Annotated in this window: 14 protein-coding genes and 1 tRNA gene; 10 read left to right on the top strand and 5 right to left on the bottom strand. The window is 68.4% G+C overall.

Going from position 1 to position 14,951, the window contains the following annotated elements:
• The first annotated feature begins 147 nt into the window (after window positions 1-147).
• The 4 genes from IEX72_RS11625 to IEX72_RS11610 all read left to right on the top strand — a co-directional run bounded on the left by IEX72_RS11625 (window position 148) and on the right by IEX72_RS11610 (window position 3,896).
• On the top strand, window positions 148-1,551 hold the full coding sequence (locus IEX72_RS11625; protein ID WP_188787557.1) for a signal recognition particle protein Srp54: 1,404 nt from the start codon (window positions 148-150) through the stop codon (window positions 1,549-1,551).
• Between the two features lie 94 nt (window positions 1,552-1,645).
• Window positions 1,646-2,227, top strand: coding sequence for a magnesium transporter (locus IEX72_RS11620; protein ID WP_188787556.1), 582 nt, complete (start codon window positions 1,646-1,648; stop codon window positions 2,225-2,227).
• On the top strand, window positions 2,228-2,785 hold the full coding sequence (locus IEX72_RS11615) for a magnesium transporter (protein WP_188787555.1): 558 nt from the start codon (window positions 2,228-2,230) through the stop codon (window positions 2,783-2,785).
• Window positions 2,786-2,855: 70 nt separating this feature from the next.
• Window positions 2,856-3,896 carry a nucleoside recognition protein gene (locus IEX72_RS11610; RefSeq protein WP_188787554.1) on the top strand — a complete coding sequence of 347 codons (1,041 nt, stop codon included), beginning with the start codon at window positions 2,856-2,858 and terminating at the stop codon, window positions 3,894-3,896.
• 12 nt (window positions 3,897-3,908) lie between these two features.
• Here IEX72_RS11610 and IEX72_RS11605 read toward each other — a convergent pair whose 3' ends face one another.
• Together IEX72_RS11605 and IEX72_RS11600 are read right to left on the bottom strand one after the other, a co-directional pair.
• The gene (locus IEX72_RS11605; RefSeq protein WP_188787553.1) at window positions 3,909-4,322 is read right to left on the bottom strand and encodes an RNA-binding domain-containing protein; all 414 of its coding nucleotides are present in this window, start codon (window positions 4,320-4,322) and stop codon (window positions 3,909-3,911) included.
• Entirely contained in the window at window positions 4,319-4,990 is a 672-nt protein-coding gene (locus IEX72_RS11600) for an AAA family ATPase (protein ID WP_188787552.1), read from the bottom strand. The genes IEX72_RS11605 and IEX72_RS11600 overlap by 4 nt, the downstream gene beginning before the upstream one ends.
• 110 nt (window positions 4,991-5,100) lie before the next feature.
• Here IEX72_RS11600 and IEX72_RS11595 point away from each other — a divergent pair.
• The 3 genes from IEX72_RS11595 (at window position 5,101) to mdh (ending at window position 6,952) form a co-directional block, all read left to right on the top strand.
• Window positions 5,101-5,174, top strand: a tRNA-Arg gene (locus IEX72_RS11595).
• A gap of 178 nt (window positions 5,175-5,352) precedes the next feature.
• Window positions 5,353-5,982 (top strand): DJ-1/PfpI family protein, encoded by a 630-nt coding sequence (locus tag IEX72_RS11590; RefSeq protein ID WP_188787551.1) that lies wholly within the window; start codon window positions 5,353-5,355, stop codon window positions 5,980-5,982.
• A gap of 55 nt (window positions 5,983-6,037) precedes the next feature.
• Entirely contained in the window at window positions 6,038-6,952 is a 915-nt protein-coding gene (gene mdh, locus IEX72_RS11585) for a malate dehydrogenase (protein ID WP_188787550.1), read from the top strand.
• 156 nt (window positions 6,953-7,108) lie between these two features.
• On the opposite strand, the gene IEX72_RS11580 is transcribed toward mdh, so the two are convergent.
• Entirely contained in the window at window positions 7,109-8,842 is a 1,734-nt protein-coding gene (locus IEX72_RS11580; protein ID WP_188787549.1) for an excinuclease ABC subunit C, read from the bottom strand.
• Window positions 8,843-8,916: 74 nt separating this feature from the next.
• On the opposite strand from IEX72_RS11580, the gene IEX72_RS11575 reads away from it, so the two are divergent.
• The 3 genes from IEX72_RS11575 (at window position 8,917) to IEX72_RS11565 (ending at window position 11,222) form a co-directional block, all read left to right on the top strand.
• Window positions 8,917-9,192 carry a hypothetical protein gene (locus IEX72_RS11575; RefSeq protein WP_188787548.1) on the top strand — a complete coding sequence of 92 codons (276 nt, stop codon included), beginning with the start codon at window positions 8,917-8,919 and terminating at the stop codon, window positions 9,190-9,192.
• A 99-nt stretch (window positions 9,193-9,291) separates the two neighbouring features.
• Window positions 9,292-10,305 carry an ABC transporter ATP-binding protein gene (locus IEX72_RS11570; protein WP_188787547.1) on the top strand — a complete coding sequence of 338 codons (1,014 nt, stop codon included), beginning with the start codon at window positions 9,292-9,294 and terminating at the stop codon, window positions 10,303-10,305.
• On the top strand, window positions 10,302-11,222 hold the full coding sequence (locus tag IEX72_RS11565; protein ID WP_188787546.1) for an ABC transporter permease: 921 nt from the start codon (window positions 10,302-10,304) through the stop codon (window positions 11,220-11,222). The genes IEX72_RS11570 and IEX72_RS11565 overlap by 4 nt, the downstream gene beginning before the upstream one ends.
• A gap of 18 nt (window positions 11,223-11,240) precedes the next feature.
• Here the strand turns inward: IEX72_RS11565 and IEX72_RS11560 are convergent, their stop codons facing one another.
• Together IEX72_RS11560 and ligA are read right to left on the bottom strand one after the other, a co-directional pair.
• Complete coding sequence (locus IEX72_RS11560; protein WP_188787545.1) at window positions 11,241-12,311, bottom strand: ATP-binding protein; 1,071 nt, start codon at window positions 12,309-12,311, stop codon at window positions 11,241-11,243.
• 320 nt (window positions 12,312-12,631) lie between these two features.
• On the bottom strand, window positions 12,632-14,752 hold the full coding sequence (gene ligA, locus IEX72_RS11555; protein ID WP_188787544.1) for an NAD-dependent DNA ligase LigA: 2,121 nt from the start codon (window positions 14,750-14,752) through the stop codon (window positions 12,632-12,634).
• Between the last annotated feature and the right edge of the window lie 199 nt (window positions 14,753-14,951).

Genomic DNA, 14,951 nt, shown 5'->3' with positions numbered 1-14,951 from the left:
TGTCAGCGGCGGGGGCGCGCGGCCGACGCAGCCGCGACGACGCCCAGGTGCGCGGCCGCCGGGCCGGCGTCAGGAGGATCGATAGGCGTGTCGGCGTTCGGGCCCGCAGAAAAAGGCTTTACCCGGGCGGCGGCGTAGACCGGGGTAATGGTACTCGACAACCTCGGGAGTTCCCTCCGCAGCAGTCTCGACAAGCTACAGGGGAAATCCCGCCTCGACGAGGACGACGTCGAGGAGATCATCAAGGAGATCCAGCGGTCGCTCCTGTCGGCCGACGTGGAGGTCACCCTCGTCATGGACCTCTCCGCCTCGATCGAGGAGCGCGCGACCGGCGAGGAGCCGCCCGCCGGCACCTCCGCGCGGGATCACGTCCTCCGGATCGTCTACGAGGAGCTGGTCGACCTGGTGGGCGAGTCGACCGACCTCCCCCTGGAATCACAGACCATCCTGCTCGCGGGGCTCCAGGGGTCGGGAAAGACCACGAGCGCCGCCAAGATGGCGTGGTGGTTCTCGAAGAAGGGGCTCCGGCCGGCCGTGATCCAGACCGACACCTTCCGGCCCGGGGCGTACGACCAAGCCGAGCAGATGTGCGAGCGTGCGGAGGTCTCGTTCTACGGCGACCCCGACGAGGACGATCCCGTCCGGATCGCGCGTGACGGCCTCGAAGCGACCGAAGACGCCGACGTCCACATCGTCGACACTGCGGGGCGGCACGCCCTAGAAGACGACCTGATCGCGGAGATCGAAGAGATCGAAAGCACGGTCGACCCGGACCGCTCGCTGTTGGTGCTCGACGCCGCGATCGGGCAGGGCGCCGAAGAGCAGGCCCGGGAGTTCGACGACGCCATCGGGATCGGCGGCGTCGTCGTCACCAAACTCGACGGGACCGCGAAGGGTGGCGGCGCGCTGACTGCGGTCAACGAAACGGGGTCGTCGATCGCCTTTTTGGGGACCGGCGAGACCGTCCAAGACATCGAGCGCTTCGAGCCCAACGGGTTCATTTCCCGGCTCCTGGGGATGGGCGATCTGAAACAGCTCTCCGAGCGGGTCGAGCGCGCGATGGCCGAGACCGGGGATGAAGAGGACGACTGGGAGCCCGAGGACATCATGGAGGGATCGTTCACCCTCAAAGACATGCAAAAGCAGATGGAAGCCATGAACAAGATGGGTCCCCTTGACCAGGTGATGGACATGATCCCCGGTCTCGGCGGCGGGATGATGGACGAACTCCCCGACGACGCCATGGACGTGACCCAGGATCGGATGCGGGCCTTCGACGTGATCATGGACTCCATGACCGACGACGAACTGGAGAACCCACGGTCGATCGGGGCTTCCCGGGTCCGTCGGATCGCCCGCGGCGCCGGCGAGGACGAGGAGACAGTCCAGGAACTCCTCCAGCAGCACAAGATGATGGAACAGACCATCCAGCAGTTCCAGGGGATGGGTGAAGGAGACATGCAGCGGATGATGAAGAAGATTCAGAACGGCGGTGGCGGCGGGATGGGCGGACTCGGTGGCGGTGGCGGCGGTCTGGGTCCGTTCGGATAGTCAGGTGGGTCGCTGCCGGCATACCCGAGCGCCCCGGCCACAGTCGCCGTCGACAACAGTCCGACTTTTTACCCCGCGCCGTTACCGTGATCGTATGAGCGTCCGGGACGCCGCAAGCGAGGCCTACCGCGAGGCGCTTCCGGCGCTGTCGGCCAGTCTCGTCGGCGGCCTGCTTGCCGGCGTCGTTCTCGGCGGGATGCGGGGGGAACTCCGCGCGGTGCCCGGACTCCTCGTGGTAGTCCCCGCGCTGCTCGCGACCCGCGGTAACGTCTACGGGTCGCTGGGGGCACGGATCTCGACCGCGCTCCATCAGGGCCTGGTTGAGCCGCGGATCCGCGCCGGCGACGAGCGGCTTCGGGCGGCGGTCGCCGCGGCGCTGGCGAACGGCCTGTTGGCGTCGACGTTCGCCGCGGTGGCCGCGTTCGCGATCCTCACTACCCTCGGGGCTCCGGTGGCTCCGCTCCCGGTCCTCGTCGCGATTGCGGTCCTCGCCGGGGTGTTCTCCGGGGTCGCGCTCTCGGCGGTGGTCGTCACGGCGGTCTTCGCCGGCTTCAGGCGCGGCCGCGACCCCGACGCCCTGGTGGGGCCGCTCGTGACCACCACCGGCGACGTGTTCGGCGTGCTCTTTTTGCTCGGCGCGGTCAGGCTGGTGCTGGCCGTCGGCGGGGTGGTGTGAGTGGCCACCGCGTGGACCGTCCGCGCGATCTCGCGGGCGATGCTGCCGGTGTTGCTCGTGTTGACGCTGGTCGAAGTCGGCAGCGGGCTGGTACTCGGGCGGTTCGAGGCCCAACTCCTTCGGTTTCCGAGCCTCCTCGCGCTGATCCCGGTCACCATCGGGAGCGCGGGCAACCTCGGAAGCATTCTCGCCGCGCGGCTCTCGACCGCGTTGCACCTGGGGACGCTGTCGTTCGACCCGACGGACGACCGCCTCGGGGGCAACGCTATCGCGACAGTCGCGCTCGCGCTCACGCTGTTTCCGGCCGTTGGGGTCGGGGCGTGGGGGCTGACCGCGCTCACCGGCGGGACCCGGCTGTCGCCGGCGACAGTGGTCACGATCGCGGTCGCGTCGGGGCTCGTACTCGCGGTGCTCGCCGTTGTGGTCACGGTTACGGTGACCTACATCGCCTACCGGCTCGAACTCGACCCCGACGACGTGGTCATCCCGGTCGTCACCAACGTCTGCGACGTGCTCGGCGTGGTGGTACTCGTCGGCACCGCACAGGTCGTGCTGTGATGGGAGTCGTCGCTGACCGGCGAGGGCTCGAACCGATGCCGATTAGTCGGTGAGGTGTCGACATTGGGGCGTGCAACCGGCCGCGTTTGTCGATGCCGTCTGGCCCGTTCTCGTCGAGGTAGCGCCGCGAGTCGCCCGGATTGCGGCCCTGATCGGCGTCGGGGTGTTTCTCGCGAACGTCGCGGTCGGGTTCGGGGCGGTCGAGGCGGTTGCGACGTTCTCGAAGTACCTCACCCGGCCGGCGAACCTCCCTGACGAGGTCGGGACTGCGATTGTCACGACTGCGGCGTCGACCACGGCGGGCTACGGGATGCTCGCGGACTTCCGGGAGTCGGGGCGGCTCGACGACGTCGAGACGCTGATCGCGGTCACGATGAACACGTTCTTCGGGTTCGTCCAGCACATCTTCACGTTCTACGCCCCGGTGTTGATCCCGATCCTCGGGGTCGAAACGGGGGTGCTCTACGTCGGCGCCCGCGCGGCGATCGCGGCCGCGATCACGGTCGTCGGCGTCGCCGCCGGGGCGGTGTTGTTGCCGCGGGCGCGTGCATCCGGTGGGGCGGTAGACGTGACGACGGACGAACCGGGCGACGACACCGACCGACCCGAGAGTGCGCCGGACGGCGGGGCGCGGGCCGACGGAGCGGACGACCACGAGTCGCCGCGGGTTGTCCTCCGCACGGCCGCCGGGAAGACCTGGCCGAAGCTGAAGCGGATCGTGCCGCGGCTGGCGGTCGTCTACGTGCTGGTCACGCTCCTTGTCGAGACACAGGACCTCCGGTCGGTCACCGGGGTTGCGGAGCCGCTGACCGCGCTACTCGGGCTCCCGGGGGCGGCGCTCCCGGTGATCGCGGTGTTCGCGTTCGACACCACCGCGGGTGCCGCGACCATCGCACCGATGATCGAGGGGACGTTCACCCCCCGGACCGCGGTGGCGACGATGCTGCTCGGGGGGATCATCTCCTTCGCTGTGTCGACGTTCAAGCGGTCGATCCCGTTCCAGTACGGCATCTGGGGGCCGCGGTTCGGATCGAAGGTGATCGCGGTCAACACCGCGCTGAAGATCGTGTTCATCGCGGTCGCGCTGGTGGTGCTGCTCGCGCCGGTGTAGCGGCGGCAGGCGCTACCTGTCGGCGTCGATTGGGGTTCCGTCCTCGGTCGGCGGCGCGACATAATCGATGTACGCCTCCACGTCGGGGTCGTGGACGGTCACCGCGACCTCGATATCACCGAGTTCGTCGGGGTTGCCCACGGCGAAGTTGATCACAGATTTGAACGCGGCCTGTTTCTTCAGCGAGAACCGGAATCCGTCGTCGTCAGCACCTTTGAAGAACTCCCGGCGGGCGGTGTCGAGGATCTCCTGATCGTGGAGGCGCTCGGAGAACCGCTCCAAGGAGTGGGTCTCGCCGACGAGTTCGCCCTCAACGTGATCGAACTCCACATCGGGAAACAGGTTCCGGACAGCGTCTTCGACGCGGTCGGTCACCTCGGTGTCGGTGACCGGCGCGACAACCCGGGCGTCGATCCGGTAGATCACCGCGAGTCACCCCCTGTGGGAGTCGGTGAGTTGTCGCCCGGGGCGTCGGCGTCGGCGTCGGCGTCGGCGTCGGTGTCCGTGTCGACACTGCGGAGGTGGACGTAGTCGCCGCCGGCCACGGCGTCGAGGTCGCCCGCGAGGATCGCTCGGATCCGCTCGCGGTAGGTGCCGAGGGTGTCAGTGTTCTCGACGACGACGTCGGCGCGCTCCATCGCCTCGCCCATACCGAAACCGAGTTCGCGCTCCTCGCGCTGCCGGAGCGCCTCGCGGTTGAGGTCGGTGTCGTCGCGGGCGCGGTCGAGCAGCCGGTCGGCCCGGGTTTCGAACGGTGCCTCGACGCTCACGAGCGAGAACGCGTCGCCGAACGCCTCGCGGAAGCGATCGAGTTCAACCTCGGACCGGAGTCCGTCGACGAGGACGGTGTCCCCGTCTTCCAGTTCCGACTCGATGGTGGGCAGCGAGCGCTCCGCGATGGCCGCGGGGCCGTTCTCCTCCCGCAGCGCGCGTGCGACCTTCCCGTGATGTTCCGCGGGGTCGAGGCCGCGGTCGCGGCAGGCCTCGCGGATCACGTCACCCATCGTGACGACCGGGACGCCGGTCTCGCGGGCGACGGCGGCGGCTTCGCCCTTGCCGCTACCCGGGAGCCCGACGGTGCCGATGACTCTCATTACCTGCGGATTCACGGGTCCCGACCTTACGAGTTCCGTTCGGGGGCGCTGCGGGCGGCGGACTCGGAACCCGTATTCCTTTTCACCCGCCGGCGTGAGGACTCCGACGAGGGCGCGTAGCTCAGTCGGACAGAGCGTCGGACTTCTAATCCGATGGTCGCGGGTTCGAATCCCGTCGCGCCCGTGAAATCAAAGATTCCACTCCCGCGACGACCTCCCACTCGTTTCACTCGTGGGAGTCCCGTCGCGCCCGTACAGCGAGGAACGCAGTGACGAGCGAACCGGCACGCGGGATCCGAACCAGGGAGTAAGCAGGACGGTTCGGCTCGTAGTTTTAGTACGGTCGGGTCAAACCTCCGAATATGCGCGTCCACATCCCGATCTTCGACGGCTTCGACGAACTCGACGCCGTCGGCCCCTACGAGGTGTTCCGGACGGCCGCACAGGTCGGCGCCGACTGTCACGTCTCGCTCGTGACGCTGACCGACCGGGAGGTCGTCACCGCGGCGAAGGGCCTCAGCGTCGTCCCCGACGGCGTCCTCCCGTCGCCGGACGTCGGTGACACGCCGGATCTGCTCGTCGTTCCGGGGGGCGGGTGGAACGACGGCGACGGCGACGGCGACGGCGACGGCGACGTCCGGCGCGAAGTCGAGGCCGGTGACCTGCCGGCAGCGATCCGCGCCCACCGGGAAGCAGGGACCGAGGTGGCGTCGGTCTGCACCGGCGCGATGCTGCTGGAACGCGCCGGCGTGTTGGAGGGCCGGCCCGCGGTGACCCACCGCGGCGCAACCGACGACCTCCGCGCGGCGGGCGTTGAGGTCCGCGACAACCGGGTCGTCGACGCGGGTGCAGTTGTGACGGCCGGCGGGATCACGAGCGGGATCGACCTCGCGCTCCACCTTCTCGACAGGGGATTCGGCGGCAATATCGCCGGGACGGTGGCCGAAGAGTTGGCGCACGACCGGAGCGACGACGTGGCTGTCGTCGGGTGACAGTCACCACACTTCCGAAGCGTTTAATCCGGCGCGTCCGACCATTTCACCGGATATGAGCAAAGTAAGTGTGGTGGGTGCCGCCGGGACGGTCGGCGCCGCGGCCGGGTACAACCTCGCGCTTCGCGACGTCGTGGACGAACTCGTCTTCGTCGACATTCCGGACAAGGAAGACGAGACGATCGGGCAGGCCGCGGACACGAACCACGGGATCGCCTACGACTCGAACACCGAAGTCATTCAGGGCGGCTACGAGGACACCGCGGGGTCGGACGTGGTGGTGATCACCGCAGGCATCCCTCGCCAACCCGGACAGACGCGAATCGACCTCGCGGGCGACAACGCCCCGATCATGGCGGATATCGGGTCGTCGCTCGCGGAGTACAACGACGATTTCGTCTCCGTGACGACCTCGAACCCGGTGGACCTGCTGAACCGCCACCTCTACGAGGCCGGCGACCGCGACCGGCACACGGTGATCGGGTTCGGCGGCCGCCTCGATTCCGCGCGGTTCCGGTACGTGCTGGGCCAGCGCTTCGACATACCCGTTCGGAACGTCGAGGCGACGATTTTGGGCGAACACGGCGACGCGCAGGTCCCCGTCTTCTCGAAAGTCCGCGTCGACGGCGCGGACCCCGAGTTCTCCGCCGACGAGCGCGAGGAGATCCTCGGCGACCTCCAGGAGTCCGCGATGGACGTCATCGAGCGGAAGGGTGCAACGCAGTGGGGGCCCGCGACGGGCGTCGCCCACACCGTTGAGGCTATCCTCCGCGACACGGGCGAGGTGCTGCCGGCGTCGATCCCGCTCGACGGCGAGTTCGGGTACGACAACACGGCAGTAGGGGTTCCCGTCAAGCTCGGTTCCGACGGCGTCGAGGAGGTCGTGGAGTGGGACCTCGACGACTACGAGCACGACCTGCTCGACGAGGCCGCCGAGAAACTCTCAGAGCAGTACGACAAGATCGCGTAGGGCCGCTGCCGCCGCAGTTCGAGCCGACGAGCGTATTTTTATATCCCAGTACGGGGCCAGACCCCGCGTGACGTAGCCACGGCCCCGCGTCGGGCAGCGGTTGCTCGGCACGCCGGCGTGGGGTGTGCGTGTGCCGACTGTCAGCCCCGAAAGAGATCACAGCCGCTCGCTGATCGTCCGCGCCGTCTTCTCCCCCACGCCCGGCACGTCGGTCAGATCTGCGGCCGACGCCGACCGGACGTTCTCGACGCTCCCGAACCGACGGAGCAACGCTTCCCGGGTCTCGGGGCCGACACCGGGGACGTCCTCGAGGACGGTCTGTACCTCGTCGCGGATGGTCTGGTGGTACTGGACGGCGAAGCGGTGCGCCTCGTCGCGGACCCGCTGGAGGAGGTGCAACGCGGGGTCGTCGCTGTCCCAGTCGTGGACGCCGTCGGGCGTGACCACGAGTTCCCGCTCTTTCGCCAGGGCGACCGCCGGAACGTCCCACCCGGTCTCCGAGAGCGCGTCGCGCGCCGCTCCCAACTGCCCGTCGCCACCGTCGATCAAGAGCAGGCCCGGGTCGGGCCTGTCGTCCCGCCCCTCGACGACGCGCTCGGCCCGCCACCGGACGAGTTCGCGCATCGACGCGTAGTCGTCGTTGCCGTCGGAGAGTCGCTTCCGCCGGTAGTCCGACTTCTCGGCGGCACCGTCGACGAAGCAGACGTTGCTCCCGACGACGGCGTCGCCGCCGGCGTGGCTCACGTCGAAGCCCTCGATCCGCGTTGTGGAGGAGAGCCCCAGCCCGTCGGCCAGCGCCCCGACCTCGTCGCCGCGGTGCGGACCGCTCCGGGCGTTCTTCAGCGCCAGATCCACCAGCTTCGCCTCCCGTCCGGCGCCCGGGACGCGGACGTCTACCCCTTCGGCGTTCAGCCACGCGACCACGTCACCGTCATCCGGGCGCTCGGATGTGAGGATGGCGTCGGGAAGCTCCCGCTCGGCGTAGTACTGGGTCAGAAACGCGGTGAGCACGGCTGCCGATCGCTCACCGCCCTCGGGTGCGTCGAGTCGGTGCCGGGACCGGTCGACCAACTGGCCGCGTTCGCTATGGAGCCGTGCGACGGTCGCGGCGTCGCCCTCAACCGCGACGCCGACGACGTCGACCGCGCGGTCGTCGGTATGGGTGGAGACCGCCGCCTCGCCCGCGCCGTGGAACGATTCGACCGCGTCGAGTCGGTCTCTGAGGTTGGCCGCGCGCTCGAACTCCTCGGACTTCGCGGCGGTCGCCATCGCGTCCCGGAGCGGATCCGCCAGCACCCCGGTCTCGCCCTCAAAGAAGCGGATCACCGACTCGACGTCCTCCCCGTACGTCGGCCCGTCGATCTCGCCGGTGCAAGGAGCGGTACAGAGCCCGACTTCGTAGTCGAGACACGGCCGGTCACGACCGGCGTACTTGTGGTCCGAGCACCCGCGGAGGCCGTAGGTCTCCCGGAGCGCCTTCACCACTGTCTCGACCCGACCCTTGTCGGTGAACGGCCCGAAGACGGTCGCGCCGGGGTCGGGATCACGGGTGATCTCGATCCGCGGGATCGGGTGGTCGGTGAGTTGGACCAGCGGGTAGGACTTATCATCTTTCAGCCGGACGTTGTACCGCGGCTGGTGGCGTTTGATCAGGTTCGCCTCCAGGAGGAGCGCCTGCGTCTCGGTGTCGGTGACAGCGATGTCAACCGCCTCAGCACGGGTGACCATCCGGCGGATCCGCTCGCTCCGCGGGTCCGCGTACGACCGGACCCGGTCGCGGAGGTCGACGGCCTTGCCGACGTAGAGCACGTCGTCACCGCCGAGGAACTGGTAGACGCCGGGGCCGGTCGGGAGCTCCGCAGCGCGGCCACGGAGGTCGCTACGGTCCATCGTATCGGCGTAGCGCGTCAAGCGGCTTGAGCGTGACGCGGTAACTATACAGGCGTCGCAGGCGATGGCCGGATATGACCGATGCGGACGCCGTCAGGTGTTGGCTTGTCGAACGGACGTACACCGACCGCGGACTGGTGGATATGACCTACGCGACCCCCGATGGGTCGCAGACCCACCGACGACAGGTGTCGACGGTAATTATGCGACAGCGTGGGTCCGGCACTACCGCCGCCGTTGAGGTGGGCACCGAGGAGTTAGATGCAGTCGACGACGACGATATGCGGGAGCGGTACGCCACGGAGGTCGAACGGATGCGTAGCGGCCACGACCCCGACGACGAGGTGTGAATCCGCGGTGCGGCGAAACCGACTCGAACGCCCGTCAGGGAGTCTCAGACCTGAGTCTTGCACCAAACCGTTTATCCGTGAACCTGCCAACCCTCGGATATGGCTGCCATCGAACTCGACGGGGTGACGAAGCGGTTCGAGGACGTCACCGCCGTCTCTGACCTCTCGCTGACTGTCGAAGAGGGGGAGGTGTTCGGGTTTCTCGGCCCCAACGGCGCGGGGAAGTCGACGACGATCAACCTCCTTCTCGACTTCGTCCGCCCCACCTCGGGAGCGGTGACCGTACTGGGGCACGACGCGAGAGCGGAGAGTATCGCCGTGCGCGAACGCACCGGCGTCCTCCCCGAAGGATTCGACGTGTACGACCGGTTGACCGGGCGCGCCCACGTCGAGTTTGCGGTCGACTCGAAGGAGGTCGACGTCGACTCCGACGCCGTGTTGGAGCGGGTTGGCCTTGCCGACGCCGCCGACCGCAAGGCCGGCGGGTACTCGAAGGGAATGCGCCAGCGCCTCGCACTCGCGATGGCGCTCGTCGGCGATCCAGACCTCCTGATCCTCGACGAGCCCTCTTCGGGGTTGGATCCCGCCGGCGCGAAGGAGATGCGGGAGATCGTGGTCTCGGAGGCCGACCGCGGCACCACGGTCTTTTTTTCGAGTCACATCCTCGAGCAGGTCGAAGCGGTCTGCGACAGGGTGGGGATCCTCCGCGGTGGCGAACTCGTTGCGGTCGACTCCATCGACGGGCTCCGGAGCGCCTCGGACGCCGACGCGACACTGCACATCACCGTCGGCGCGGCGGTCGGCGACGGCCTGCTCGCAGAGCTCCGCGAGCTAACGGGCGTCAGCAGTGTCGACCGTGACGGCGACGACGCGCTCCGTGTGGGGTGTGACAGCGACGCCAAAACGGCGGTCGTCACCACGCTCGAAGACGACGGCATCCCTGTCGATGATTTCAGTACGCAGGAGGCGTCGCTGGAGGACCTGTTTCTCGCGTACACCGAGGACGACGCGGCGGTGGCCGACTCGCCTAACAACGGCGGAGCAGGGGCGAAAGTCGACGATGACCACCCCGAAACGGGGGATCCCACCGGGAACTCGGAGGTGTCCCGATGAGCTGGCAGGCGGTCGCCCGAAAGGAGTTCCGCGACGCGATCCGCTCGCGGTGGCTTCACGGGTCGACACTGTTTTTCGCGCTGTTCATCGGTGGCGCCGCTGCACTGTTTTTCGGCGTGCTCATCGGCCCGGGGAACCGGCAGGTGTCGAGTCTGTTCGGTTTCTTCGCTAACCTTGGGGTGTTCAGCTTCTCGTTCCCCGGACTCCTCGCGCTGGTTTTGGGGTTCATCGCGCTGTCGACGTCGTACGGCTCGATCACCGGCGAGCGCGAGACGGGGTCGATCAAGCTGCTGCTGTCGCTGCCGAACTCCCGGCTCGACGCGATAATCGGGAAGTTCCTCGGTCGGTCGGCGGTGGTGGTCGCCGCCCTGCTGGTCGGGTTCCTGGTCACTTTCGTCGTCCTGATCGCCACCGGAACGCGGCTGGAGCTCGGGTCGTTCGTCCCACAGGTCGCGCTCACCGCACTCTTGGGTATGGCGTTCGTGTCGATCGGGCTCGGGATCTCCGCGCTCGCGGGCTCGAACCGCGAGGCCACGCTGGCGACGATGGGATTGTACCTCGTCTTCGCGGTGCTTTGGGGGTCGGTCTCCGAGGGGGTCCCGAAGCTCAGTAATTACGCCGCCGAGCAGGTGGGAGCGGGCGGCGTCTCGGAGCTTACCCGGGTCAAGATCGGCGTCTTCCTCAAATACCTGAACCCGCTGAAAGCCTACGAAACCCTCGCCGCACAGCTGTACTACGGCGCGGCACAGGCGCGGCTCGTGAGCGCGACGTTCCGCGAACAGAACGCCCTCGGACCGGTGTTACAGGAGTCAGTGCCGTTGTATTTCTCCGGGTGGTTCCTGTTCGGTATCCTCCTGGCGTGGATCGTGGTTCCGGTCGTCGTCGGGTACTGGGCGTTCGATCGCGACGACCTGTAGGTCGGCGGAGCCACTCGATCACTCGGGCGGTTCGCCGTCGCCCCGCGGGAGTTCCACGACGAACCGTGTCCCGCGGGGGTCGGCGTCTTCGATCCACACGTCGCCGCCGTAGCCGGTGACGAGCGTGTAGACCAAAGAGAGTCCGCCGCCCGACCCGTCCGTTCCGGGCTCGAAGACGGTGTCTTTGCGGTCGTCCGGGATTCCCGGGCCGTTGTCGGCGACGGTGAGCCGAACCACGCCCGCACCGGCCGTTACCACAACCGCGACCTGCGGGTCATCGCCGTCGTTGTGTTCGACCGCGTTCTCGAGTAGGTTGTCGACGACCGACCGAACGCCGCTGTTTGCGGTCACAACGGCGGAATCAGGGAGATCCGTCTCCACAGTCACTGTGGCTGTATTGCTAGCTCGTGCGGCCAGTTCGGTGACAACGGGAACGAGGTCAACCGGTTCGAACGCCGGGTCGCCGATGAGCGTGTCCGCGATCACCCTGCTGGTCTCGATCCGGGACAGTGCCTCGTCGGTCTTTTCGATCACGACCGCCGGGTTGCCGCCGCCGTCACCGGGTGAGTCGGACAGGAGGTCGGCGTGGCCGCGAATGACGGTCAAGTCGTTCCGAAGGTCGTGGCGAATGAGGTCGTTGATGAACGCCAACGCGTTGGTTGTCGTCCGGGACCGCCGGGCATCGGTCCGAGCCTGGACGTTGTAGTACCCCGCCGCGAGTCCGGCGATCCCGCCGGCCTCGGCGGCGATCAGGAGCGGGAACACGGGTTCGGCGACGGTTCGACCCTCGGAGAGCCGCACCAGGAAGGTCGCACTCATCACGCCCACAAGTAGGAGGGTCCCCGAGAGCGACCACACGACGGTCTTCCACGTTCCCCACGGTGGGAGCTCCGAACGAAACAGCCAGTACCCGGCGTATGCGAGTCCGAGCGCGGGGGGGCCGTCCAGAAACAGGGCGGCGAGCGGCCCCGCAGACACACCCAACACGGACAGTTCCTGTCCGTGGTGGGAGACCGCAGCGACGAAGAGCACCGCTCCGGCCGCCAGTAGCAGAAGCGGTGACCATTCTCGGGCCTGATCCGGATTCATACGGGCGGAATGTATCGGACACTGCGGTCGCCCACGACTGAACTCGTGGGACTCACACGGTCACAGACCGCGTTCTACCACGACTTCTCGGGGGTTCCGAACTCGTAGCAGTTCGGTTCAGATCCAACATAGGGTGGTTCTCGGCAGGGAGAGCAGGTTTGAGAGCCTCGCTCTTGTTTCGGCACGCGCACTAACGGACAGCGACGTCTTCATTGTTTCGCCTGCTGTCGGCTTCATTCTATGGCCAAGCCGTGAACTTTCGGCTCGCTCCCACTGCGATTGAACGTTCCGGCGTGTCGACGAGCGGCGGCGACGTGGCGTTAGTCCGACCCAGTGGGGGGGTAGCCGATCCCGCGGTCGGCGAGGAGGTCGGCGAAGGCGTCCTCGTCGAGGATTGGGACGCCGGTTTCGGCGGCGTCGTCGCGTTTGGTCCGGCCGGGGTCGTCACCGACCACCAGGTAGTCGGTGTTGCCGGAGACACTCCCTGTGGCGGCGCCGCCGTGGCGCTCGATCAGGTCGGCCGCAGCACCGCGCGTTACCGACAGCGACCCGGTGAAGACGAACGTCACCCCGTCGAGGGCGTCGCCGGCGTCGGTCTCGACCGGTTCGGGATCGACACCGACCTCGCGGAGCCCCGCGACGACCGCCCGGTTCCGGTCGTTTGCGAAGAACCCGCGGATGCGTTCGGCGACTGTCGGGCCGACGTCGTCGACCGCTCGGAGTTCGTCCTCGGTCGCGGCGAGGACGCCGTCGAGGTCGGCGAACACCCGGGCCAGGTTTCCCGCAGTGCTCCCGCCGACCTCCGGGATGCCGAGCGCGACCAGAAAATCGGGAAGCGGCGGCGACCGCGCGGCGTCGACCGCCTCGACCAGGTTCTCGGCGCTCGTTTCGCCCCACCCCTCGAGGTCTGCGAGATCCTCGACCGACAGCCCGTAGAGGTCAGGTAGCGACTCGATCACGCCGGCGTCGACCAACTGCTGCACCCGCTCCTCGCCGAGCCCGTCGATGTCGAGTGCGTCGCGGCTGCCGTAGTGGACCACGGCGCGAACCAGCTGGGCGTCGCACGTCAGTCCGCCGGTGCAGAACGCCAGCGGCCCGTCGCGCTCAACGGGGCTATCGCACACCGGACAGGTCTCGGGGAGCGCAAACGCGCCGTCGGCGCGGTGATCTATCACCGCGGCGACCTCGGGGATCACGTCGCCCGCGCGCCGGACTCGGACCTCGTCGCCGACACCGACACCCAGGCGCTGGATCTCTTCGGGGTTGTGCAGCGACGCTCTGGAGACCGTGACCCCGCCGACGTCCACGGGATCTAGGAGCGCAACGGGGGTGAGCCGCCCGGTCCGGCCCACCTGGACGACGATGTCGGTGACGCGGGTGACGGAGGCCCGCGGCGGGAACTTGTAGGCGAACGCCCACCGGACTGCGCGGCTGGTCGCCCCCAACTCCGCTCTGGCGCCGCGGTCGTCGACCTTGATCACCGTGCCATCGATTTCGTAGTTCAGGTCCTCGCGCTCGGCGAGACGGTCGTCGCGGTAGTCGATCGCGTCCTCGGCACTGTCGACGACCTCGATCCGATCGGCGACGTGGAACCCCCACCCACGGAGCCGCTCCAGCGCCGCACGCTGGGACGGCGGCGTCTCGCTCGCGTCCAAGATGTCGTAGGCGAAACAGTCCAGCGGGCGGTCGGCGACGACCCCAGGATCGAGCTGGCGGAGCGTCCCCGCGGCGGCGTTCCGGGGGTTTGCGAACGGCTCTTCACCCTGTTCGACCCGGTCGCGGTTGTGGTCGTGGAACGCGTCTCGGGGAAAGAACACCTCCCCGCGGACCGCGAGCCGTTCGGGCGGGTCGCCGGCGAGCACCAGCGGGACCGAACGGATCGTCCGGACCTGCGCGGTCACGTCGTCGCCGTAGGCGCCGTCCCCACGGGTCGCCGCCCGGACGTACGCGCCGTCCTCGTAGACGATCTCCACCGAGAGCCCGTCGAACTTGGGCTCACAGACGTAGTTGACGTCGCCAACCGTCGCCCGCACCCGGCGGTCGAACTCTCGGAGGTCTTCGGCCTCCACGGACTGCTGGATCGACAGCATCGGCGCGACGTGTGCGACGGTGTCGAGTTCGTCGAGCGGTTCGCCCCCGACCCGCTGGGTGGGGCTGGCGTCGGTCGGGAGGTCGAACCGCGCTTCCAACGCTCGGAGCCGCGCGAACAGGTCGTCGTAGGCGCGGTCGGAGACCGACGGCTCCGCGAGGACGTAGTACCGCCGGTCGTGCTCACGGATCGCGGCCCTGAGGTCGGCGGCCTGGGCCTCCGCGGCCGCCCGCGACAGCGACTCCACGGGGTCGAACTCGAGGGGCGGATCGCGGAGATACGGGTTGTCGGGGTCGGCGTATACCGGGTCGATCCCGTCGGCGACAGGACGGGGCGAGGGGTCGTCGCTCATCTATCCGAGGCACGAACGGCGCGGGGTTAGATGCTTCGTCGCCGGACGAGGCAGTCAGCGCGAGTAGCGACGCGGTGCTCGTGGAGGTCCCCGGCGCGCTCCGCGCTGGTATCGGCTGATCGGAAGCGGCCGTCGGGACCGGACGACACACGAGAACTGCCGACGGCAGAGAGACCCTGATATGCGAACCGCAGTGTCC

The organism is Halobellus salinus (genome assembly GCF_014646875.1).
GTDB lineage: Archaea > Halobacteriota > Halobacteria > Halobacteriales > Haloferacaceae > Haloquadratum > Haloquadratum salinum.
This window is presented reverse-complemented; position numbering and strand designations above follow the sequence as displayed.

Excerpts from the sequence above, each read along its gene's own strand:
- IEX72_RS11620 (WP_188787556.1), top strand. The coding sequence starts at position 1,646 with ATGAGCGTCCGGGACGCCGCAAGCGAGGCCTACCGCGAGGCGCTTCCG.
- IEX72_RS11560 (WP_188787545.1), bottom strand. The coding sequence starts at position 12,311 with ATGAATCCGGATCAGGCCCGAGAATGGTCACCGCTTCTGCTACTGGCG.
- IEX72_RS11565 (WP_188787546.1), top strand. The coding sequence starts at position 10,302 with ATGAGCTGGCAGGCGGTCGCCCGAAAGGAGTTCCGCGACGCGATCCGC.
- IEX72_RS11580 (WP_188787549.1), bottom strand. The coding sequence starts at position 8,842 with ATGGACCGTAGCGACCTCCGTGGCCGCGCTGCGGAGCTCCCGACCGGC.
- IEX72_RS11575 (WP_188787548.1), top strand. The coding sequence starts at position 8,917 with ATGACCGATGCGGACGCCGTCAGGTGTTGGCTTGTCGAACGGACGTAC.
- IEX72_RS11625 (WP_188787557.1), top strand. The coding sequence starts at position 148 with ATGGTACTCGACAACCTCGGGAGTTCCCTCCGCAGCAGTCTCGACAAG.
- mdh (WP_188787550.1), top strand. The coding sequence starts at position 6,038 with ATGAGCAAAGTAAGTGTGGTGGGTGCCGCCGGGACGGTCGGCGCCGCG.
- ligA (WP_188787544.1), bottom strand. The coding sequence starts at position 14,752 with ATGAGCGACGACCCCTCGCCCCGTCCTGTCGCCGACGGGATCGACCCG.
- IEX72_RS11570 (WP_188787547.1), top strand. The coding sequence starts at position 9,292 with ATGGCTGCCATCGAACTCGACGGGGTGACGAAGCGGTTCGAGGACGTC.
- IEX72_RS11600 (WP_188787552.1), bottom strand. The coding sequence starts at position 4,990 with ATGAGAGTCATCGGCACCGTCGGGCTCCCGGGTAGCGGCAAGGGCGAA.
- IEX72_RS11590 (WP_188787551.1), top strand. The coding sequence starts at position 5,353 with ATGCGCGTCCACATCCCGATCTTCGACGGCTTCGACGAACTCGACGCC.